Below are 7118 nucleotides of genomic sequence, written 5' to 3'. Positions count from 1 at the left end.
CGATCAGCGCCGACGGGCGCACCATCGTCTCGGCCTCCTCGGATGGAACCCTCAAAGTCTGGGACGGGCTGAGCGGCCAGGAGCGCGCCACCCTCACCGGCCATGCCGATAGGGTGGAGGGCTGCGCGATCAGCGCCGACGGGCACACCATCGTCTCGGCCTCCTGGGACCAGACCCTCAAGGTCTGGGACGCCCTGAGCGGCCAGGAGCGCGTCACCCTCACCGGCCATACTGGTTGGGTGGCGGGCTGCGCGATCAGCGCCGACGGGCGCACCATCGTCTCGGCCTCCTGGGACCAGACCCTCAAGGTCTGGGACGCCCTGAGCGGCCAGGAGCGCGTCACCCTCACCGGCCATACTGGTTGGGTGGCGGGCTGCGCGATCAGCGCCGACGGGCGCACCATCGTCTCGGCCTCCTGGGACCAGACCCTCAAGGTCTGGGACGGGCTGAGCGGGCGCTGCCTGGCGGCGCTGCACATCGAGAGCGACCTGTATTGTTGCGCCTGCTCAGCGGATGGGCAGTGGATCGCCGCCGCGGGGAGCGGGGGTGGCGTGTACTTCCTGAAGTTAGTCCGATAACACGACACTGGTGATGTCTCTCCTACAACAATATGAGTACAAGAGGCAAAGAGTATGAACAGCGAACAGCCCATCGCCTTTGCCCTGGGCGGCCTGGCCGGCAACAACGCCTTTGGCGCCGGCTTCCTGGATGCGGCGCGGGTGCAGGAGCTCACCCCCAGCATGATCTCCTGCACCTCGGGCCAGATCTTCTGGGTCTACACATACCTGCAGTGCCGAGATGCATGCACCTCGCTCCGTGAGTTGCTCGCGGAGGAGATCGCCAAAGTGGCGACCACGGGCAATATCAACCTCGACCTGGCCTCGGTTGCGCTCTGGGGCCGGCCCGGCGTGTTCCGCCCGGCCTACCTCGAGTACACCGCCGACCTTGTGCGCAACAGTATCCAGGCCTGGCAGCATATCATTGCGAGCGGCGGCAAGACCTTCCTCCTCCAGGCGGCGTTGCAAACCCTACCGGGCCGAGTGCTGGTACCGCTCTTTCCCCAAGCGTTCTTCAAGCAGATCAGCGATGCGTTCAACGCCAGCGCGATCGGCATCGCCTTCAACAGCTACAACCCGCTAGACGGCTGCGAGTACGTGCATCTCAACCCACGGGCGCGCGAGCTGCTGACTGAGAAGTCGAAGCGCAAGCACGCCTACGACAAGGGCCAGCCCAGCCGGCACCGCGAGCGCACCACCTACGACGATATCACGCCGGAGACCGTGCGCGACGGGCTCTGGATCTACCAGTATGGCTTCGACCAGAAGCGGGGCTGCTTCCTCGACGGGGCCTACTACCGCCAGATCATGCTCGCCGAGCTGGTCTACGCCACCGATATCTTCGTAGCGCGGCCGATCAGCTACCGCTGGATCGGCCCCATGCCGACCAGCCAGATCGGGATCGAAGACCTGAAGACCGAGGTCGGCTTCAACGGCGCCTACGCCGGCGAGCGCCACCAGATCGCGCTGATCAACACCCTGGTCGAGCGGGGCGACCTGTCCCCGGAGAAATATCACCACATCAAGCTCCACGAGATCGAGATCACCCAACAGCGCGGCTTCATGGACTACCTCTTCGAGAAGCCGGAGGTATTTGACGAGGCGTACGCAGCGTCGATGAAGGAGATCGAGGCCTACCTTTCGGCCACAAGCGGACACGTGAAGCTGGATTTGACACCTGTTCAGTAGGCATAAGGAGGCTCCCAATGCCATTCAATCAGGGCCACGCCCTCGTGATCGGGGTCGGTAGTTATCAACACGCGACTGCTCTGAATGTGCCGCAGACCGCCGAAGACGCCGCGCTGGTCGCCGGTATCCTGCGCGACCCGCTGCTCTGTGGCTACCCCGCGGCCCAGGTCACGGTGTTGTGCGAGGCCGAGGCAACTCGCGAGCGTATCCTCGCCGAGTTGAAGCGGCTCGCCACCACGGTCCGTCAAGAGGACACGCTCTTCCTCTTCTACAGCGGCCACGGCATGAAGGGGAAGGAGCAGGAGCAGGAGAAAGAGAGCTACTACCTGACCACCTATGACACCCAAGTTGTCGCCAACGCCGTGGTCGCCGGCACCGGCGTGCGCGAAAAAGAACTGCTGGAGCACATCAAGGCCATTGGCGCACGCCGGGCACTGCTGGTCTTCAATGCCTGTCACGCCGGAGCCCTCGCGCCAGCCTCCCTCGGCGAGCCGACGGCTGAACAACCTGCCGCCCTTGGCGAGATGCTGCCCGAGACGCTGACCACCGCGCTGCTGAGTGCCGGCGAGGGGCGTTCGATCATCACCGCCTGTCGTGAGCAGCAGCGGTCGTGGTTCAGTCGGGCCGAGTCGACCACCCTCTTCGCCCAGGCAGTGGCTGCGGGGCTGCAGGGCGAGGGAATCGAGCCACGCCACGGCTACATCGACTTGTTCGGCTTCTATGATTGGCTGCACGAACGCGTGAGCGGCGCGGTGCGGCGGCGTTGGGGCGAGGTTCAGGAACCTGAACTGACGATCAGCAAAGCGGTCGGGGTGATGGCCCTGGCGCTCTACCGGGGCACCGCGCCAAGCGGCGAGCTTGGCCCCAATGATCGGCCGCGGACGCTGGGCGGGGTGGTGCGCGAGGTAGATCTGGCCGAGAGCGAGCGGATCTACCAGCAGATCGTGAGCGGGCAGGGCAACGTGGTTGCCGGGCGGGACGTTCACCAGCAAAACGTGAGCGGGCAGGGTCACGTGGTTGCCGGGGGCGATATGACCTACGACGCGCACCAGGATGTGCGCATTGACGCTCGCAATGCCCCAGGGTTCATCTACAAGCCCACGGGATCGGTCACGCAGCACTACGGCGACAAGATCAGCGTTGGTGGCATCAGCGGTGGAAGCGGGATCGCGATCGGGCGCGGGGCAAAAGCCGAGGTGCGTCACGTCAACATGGGCGGCGGCGAGTACGCCGAGGGCGACATCGACAAGCGAGAGGGCATTTTCGGCGGCGAGTTCGCTGGGCCAACCGTTGGCGTTTTGAAGGGCGGGACATTTCAGGCAGGAAGTGGTGCAACACCCCCGCCTACGACATCGGGCGTCACGCTTTCCCAGGCGCTGGACGAGGTGCGCTCTGCCGTGGCGCAGGCCCATGAACAGCACTTGACCATCCTCGCCGAGGATCTCGACGCGATTGCCTCAAGCCTCGAGACAGCGCTGAACGCCGAGAAGGTGGGCGACACGAAACGCCGTGGCGAAAAGCTCGGGCGCGCACGCAACGACCTCCAAGCGCTAGCGCAGCAGCAGCCTGGGCTCAGCGAACTCGCGGCGCTCGTCGCCGGGGTGACGTAGCCAGCCCCGAGTGCCAACAAGGCCGCAGCGTTTCTGGCCTCCGCTGTGGCCTCCGCTCTCTCACTGCCAGAACCACACCAAGGAGTTAACCAATGACCGCAACAGCACAACAGTACACACGCGAGATCCAGACCAACCTCAAGTATCACGCCATCTGGCTGCCCGGCACGCCGATCGACCTGGGCGCGATCGGTGATGTGCAGGACGGCGTCTTCGTCCCGATGGACAATATCACCCAGGCCCTGGCGATCCCGGTGCAGCCCGAGCTGCTACCGGAGCACGGCGGCGAGAGCATCCTGCATCAGTCGCAGTCCGGCGTGACCTACCAGACCAAGGTCGGTGGCGAGACCTCGGCCCTGTTCAAGTGGATCGGCGCCGCCGAGGCAGGCATCGCCTTCGACTTCAAACGGCAGGGTGCCTGCGTGCTGAGCCTGCAGGGGTGCCGCACCCGGCGGATCGCCAATCAGCTCGCCCTACAGCGCGAGCTATTGAAGCGCATCGACTACCACTGGAAGCTCAGCTACGCGGTGATTACCGAGGTCGTGCTGGCCGGGAGCGGCACGGTGCTCGTCTGCGAGGATAACCAGGCGTACATCGAGCTCACGGCCGGCGGCGCGATCAAGAACCCGCTCGCCGACCTCGGCCGGGCCGACCTGAACCTGCGCATTGCCCACTCCGAAGGCACCCTTTTCTCAATCGTTGGGGCGACGAACTTTACGCCACTCTTCCGTGCGATTCGCGTCAGCCAGGGCTGGTTCAACAAGATCTCGGTCGGCTCGCTTGGTAGCGAGGAGGAGATCAACGTCGATGCGATGGGCGACGACGAAGTGGCGCAGGCGTTTGAGGGGCTGGAGATCTGACGTATGACGAAGCACGAATCGTAAACATGCACACGAGGTGCTCTATGCTAAGCAAGCGTCAGTTGATCTTCATCGCCATTGTTTGCCTCGCGTTCTTATTCGTGGGTGGATGCGGTTCTACAACGAGCCCTATCCCTACACCTACCTATAGACTTGTAGGCACACTGACCCGTGACCAGCGGCTCGAAGACGCCCTCGCCGAGCTCGAGCCCGGAAAAATGCTATTTAATCCACCTGCGGAGATGATTGTCGGCAAGGCTGAGATGATCGTGCTGCGCTTGAGCCGCGATATCAACGACACAACCCTGGCGACCAACGTTCCGGGCGAGGGCGAACCGGCAATCGAGGAGGTGCCGTACCTTGGGCTACATATGCAGGCGAGCCTGCGCGGCGAGGGGTTTGAGATAGTTCCCCTTGCTGAAGAAGATCAGATTGTGCCGAGAGTCGGCTATGCCGAATGGTCGTGGGAGGTAACGCCGACCGAGAGTGGAGTCAAAAAACTGATTCTCGTGGCGACCGCTAAGGTTGAGCTAGCGAAAGATGATGTGGAATATCGCTCCCTACCCGTGATCGAACGAGAGACGTACGTCAATGTCAGTATTACATACTCCTTCCGCAAGCTTCTGGCAGCCAGTTGGAAGTATCTCGTGAGCCTGGCAGTCCTGGGCGTGGTTGTGTTTAATCTCTCCAGGCTCGTGCTCCAACAGATGGAAGCAAAGAGAAGGTTGCAGGCCGAGACGCCGAATCAGGTCAATGTCAACTATTTTGATGAGGTTCACAACATCGTCGCCGATGACTACGCTGAGGGTAACATTGACTCGCGCACAGGAATCTTTGATAGCGCGATCGGTGGCTCCGCAATCGGAGTCATGGAGAACGGGAGCGCTCAGTTGAGCGGCAGGACGCTAGCGCCGGTGGTGGCCGACACCTCACTGTCTCTTGCCCTGGACGAGCTACACGCCGCGGCCCACGCTACCCGCACCCAAAACAATACCACCCTGGCCGAAGATCTTGACAAGGTTGCCTCTGATCTCGAGGCGGCGCTACACGCCGAGTCGGCGGGGGATACCACCCGTCGGAACGCCAAGCTCGCCCGTGTACAAACTGATCTCCAGGCGCTCGCGCAACAGCAGCCGGAGTTGGAGGCGCTGGCCGCGCTAGTTGCCAGGGTGTGATACCCAGACAGGTGGAGAGCAGTGGCGCCAGGCTCTCCCACTCTCCGCTGGCGCACAGAAAGTGACCGAGGCAGTTATGCTCGACACGAGGAATGAACATCAGACGCCACCTTCCCCCGAGGATGCCGACCGTACCGTTAATACCGGTGGCGGCGACTATGAGGAGGTACACCTCGACGCCCGTGACGCCAAGGGCTTGCTCTACAAGCCACAGGGTTCAGTCGAGCAGCACTTTGGCGACAAGATTTACCAGGTGCGGCGCGAGTCACCTCCAGCCTTCCAGGTGCCCTATCAGCCAATCCCCCTGATTGGGCGCGACGATGTCCTCGCTACGTTGAAAACACTGCTGATAGGGGAGGGCCCTGTCACGCTGCCACCCGCAATCACCGGCATGGGCGGTGTCGGCAAAACATTGCTTGCCGCAACCTTCGCCTACCAGAACCAGGCAGCCTTTCCCGGAGGGATCTATTGGTTGAATATGGAGCAACCCGGCCTGATCGCCGGCCAGGTGGCCGCTTGTGCCGGGCCGGGAGGCCTTGATCTGCCGGATTTTGCCGCGCTGTCATTTGACGACCGCATTGCCTGCGTGCAGGCCGCCTGGAATAGCCCGGTGCGGCGGCTGCTGGTGCTGGATTATCTCGAAGACCCGACGTTGCTTACGCGCTGGCAGCCGACCGGCAGCGGCACCCGCGTGCTCATTACCAGTCGGCGAGACGACTGGCCGCGCCAGGTGCAGCGCCTGCGGCTGTCAGTGTTGCGGCGCCTGTGCAGTGTCGAGCTATTGCTCGGGGCAAGGGCTGCCGACCAGGAGGTGCCGCTCGCCGGGCTGCTTGCAGACGAGGCAGAGCAGGCTGCAGCCGACGCGATCTGCGACCTGCTCGGCGATCTGCCACTGGCGCTGGCGATTGCGGCGGCGCTGCTACGGCTCCACCCCAGCCTGCGCCTGCGGGAGTTTCAGGCCCAAATTGGGGACGATCCGCTCTTCGCGACCCGTGCCGACGCGACCGCGATGCAAACCGCGCTGCGTGAGGCCGGTTTACCAACCGGCAGAACCCTGGGGGTGGCAGCCGCCTTTAACCTGAGCTATCGCCACCTCCAGGCTGCCGACCCGCTGGATGCATCGGCCTTACGCATGCTCCACGCCGCCGCCTACTGTGCGCCGTCAGCGATTCCCCAGAATTTGCTCTGGCAGGTGGACGGCATCGACCCTGCTGATGCTGATGGCGCAGCACGCGGTGATACCGCCGTTCGTCGGTTGCGCGCCCTTGGCCTGGTCGGTACCTCAATCGCGGAACACGCCGACGCTATCACCCTGCACCGGCTCTGTGGTGCATTTGTACGCCAGCAGCCACACTCACAGGAGTTGCTTGGCGCAGCAGCCACGACGCTCACGAACTATGCCCGCACCTTGCAGGATGCCGGGCAGATTAAGGACAGCACAAAACTCGTGCCGCACCTTGAAGCCGTGCTTGCCTACCAGGCAGAGCGGCAGGGTGCGGAACACCCCGCCACGCTCGACACCGCCGACAACCTGGCCCGCACGCTGAGAAATCAGGGAGACTACGTCGGCGCCCGCGCCCGTTACGAGGCCGTGCTGGAGGCCCTAATCCGCCTATTTGGCCCCGGACACCCCGCCACGCTCCGCACGGCTATGGGTCTGGCCACCACGCTGTTCAACCAGGGGGACTACGGTGCCGCTCGTTCTCGTTACGAGGCCGTGCTGGAGGC

Annotated in this window: 6 protein-coding genes; all 6 read left to right on the top strand. The window is 63.7% G+C overall.

What is annotated here, in order from left to right:
• Positions 1–578: WD40 repeat domain-containing protein (locus EYB53_RS24600; RefSeq protein WP_135482141.1), on the top strand; the 578-nt coding region annotated here is incomplete at its 5' end.
• 54 nt (positions 579–632) lie between these two features.
• Complete coding sequence (locus EYB53_RS24595) at positions 633–1745, top strand: hypothetical protein (protein WP_135482138.1); 1113 nt, start codon at positions 633–635, stop codon at positions 1743–1745.
• 17 nt (positions 1746–1762) lie between these two features.
• Positions 1763–3355 (top strand): caspase family protein, encoded by a 1593-nt coding sequence (locus EYB53_RS24590; protein ID WP_135482136.1) that lies wholly within the window; start codon positions 1763–1765, stop codon positions 3353–3355.
• A 92-nt stretch (positions 3356–3447) separates the two neighbouring features.
• Complete coding sequence (locus EYB53_RS24585) at positions 3448–4215, top strand: hypothetical protein (protein WP_135482134.1); 768 nt, start codon at positions 3448–3450, stop codon at positions 4213–4215.
• A 44-nt stretch (positions 4216–4259) separates the two neighbouring features.
• Positions 4260–5390: a hypothetical protein gene (locus tag EYB53_RS24580; protein ID WP_135482132.1), complete on the top strand. Its 1131-nt coding sequence runs from the start codon at positions 4260–4262 to the stop codon at positions 5388–5390.
• A 76-nt stretch (positions 5391–5466) separates the two neighbouring features.
• The coding region (locus EYB53_RS24575) for a tetratricopeptide repeat protein (protein ID WP_135482130.1) at positions 5467–7118 on the top strand (1652 nt) is incomplete at its 3' end.

The organism is Candidatus Chloroploca mongolica (genome assembly GCF_004762035.2).
GTDB classification, from domain to species: Bacteria; Chloroflexota; Chloroflexia; order Chloroflexales; family Chloroflexaceae; genus Chloroploca; species Chloroploca mongolica.
This window is presented reverse-complemented; position numbering and strand designations above follow the sequence as displayed.

Excerpts from the sequence above, each read along its gene's own strand:
- EYB53_RS24580 (WP_135482132.1), top strand. The coding sequence starts at position 4,260 with ATGCTAAGCAAGCGTCAGTTGATCTTCATCGCCATTGTTTGCCTCGCG.
- EYB53_RS24585 (WP_135482134.1), top strand. The coding sequence starts at position 3,448 with ATGACCGCAACAGCACAACAGTACACACGCGAGATCCAGACCAACCTC.
- EYB53_RS24595 (WP_135482138.1), top strand. The coding sequence starts at position 633 with ATGAACAGCGAACAGCCCATCGCCTTTGCCCTGGGCGGCCTGGCCGGC.
- EYB53_RS24590 (WP_135482136.1), top strand. The coding sequence starts at position 1,763 with ATGCCATTCAATCAGGGCCACGCCCTCGTGATCGGGGTCGGTAGTTAT.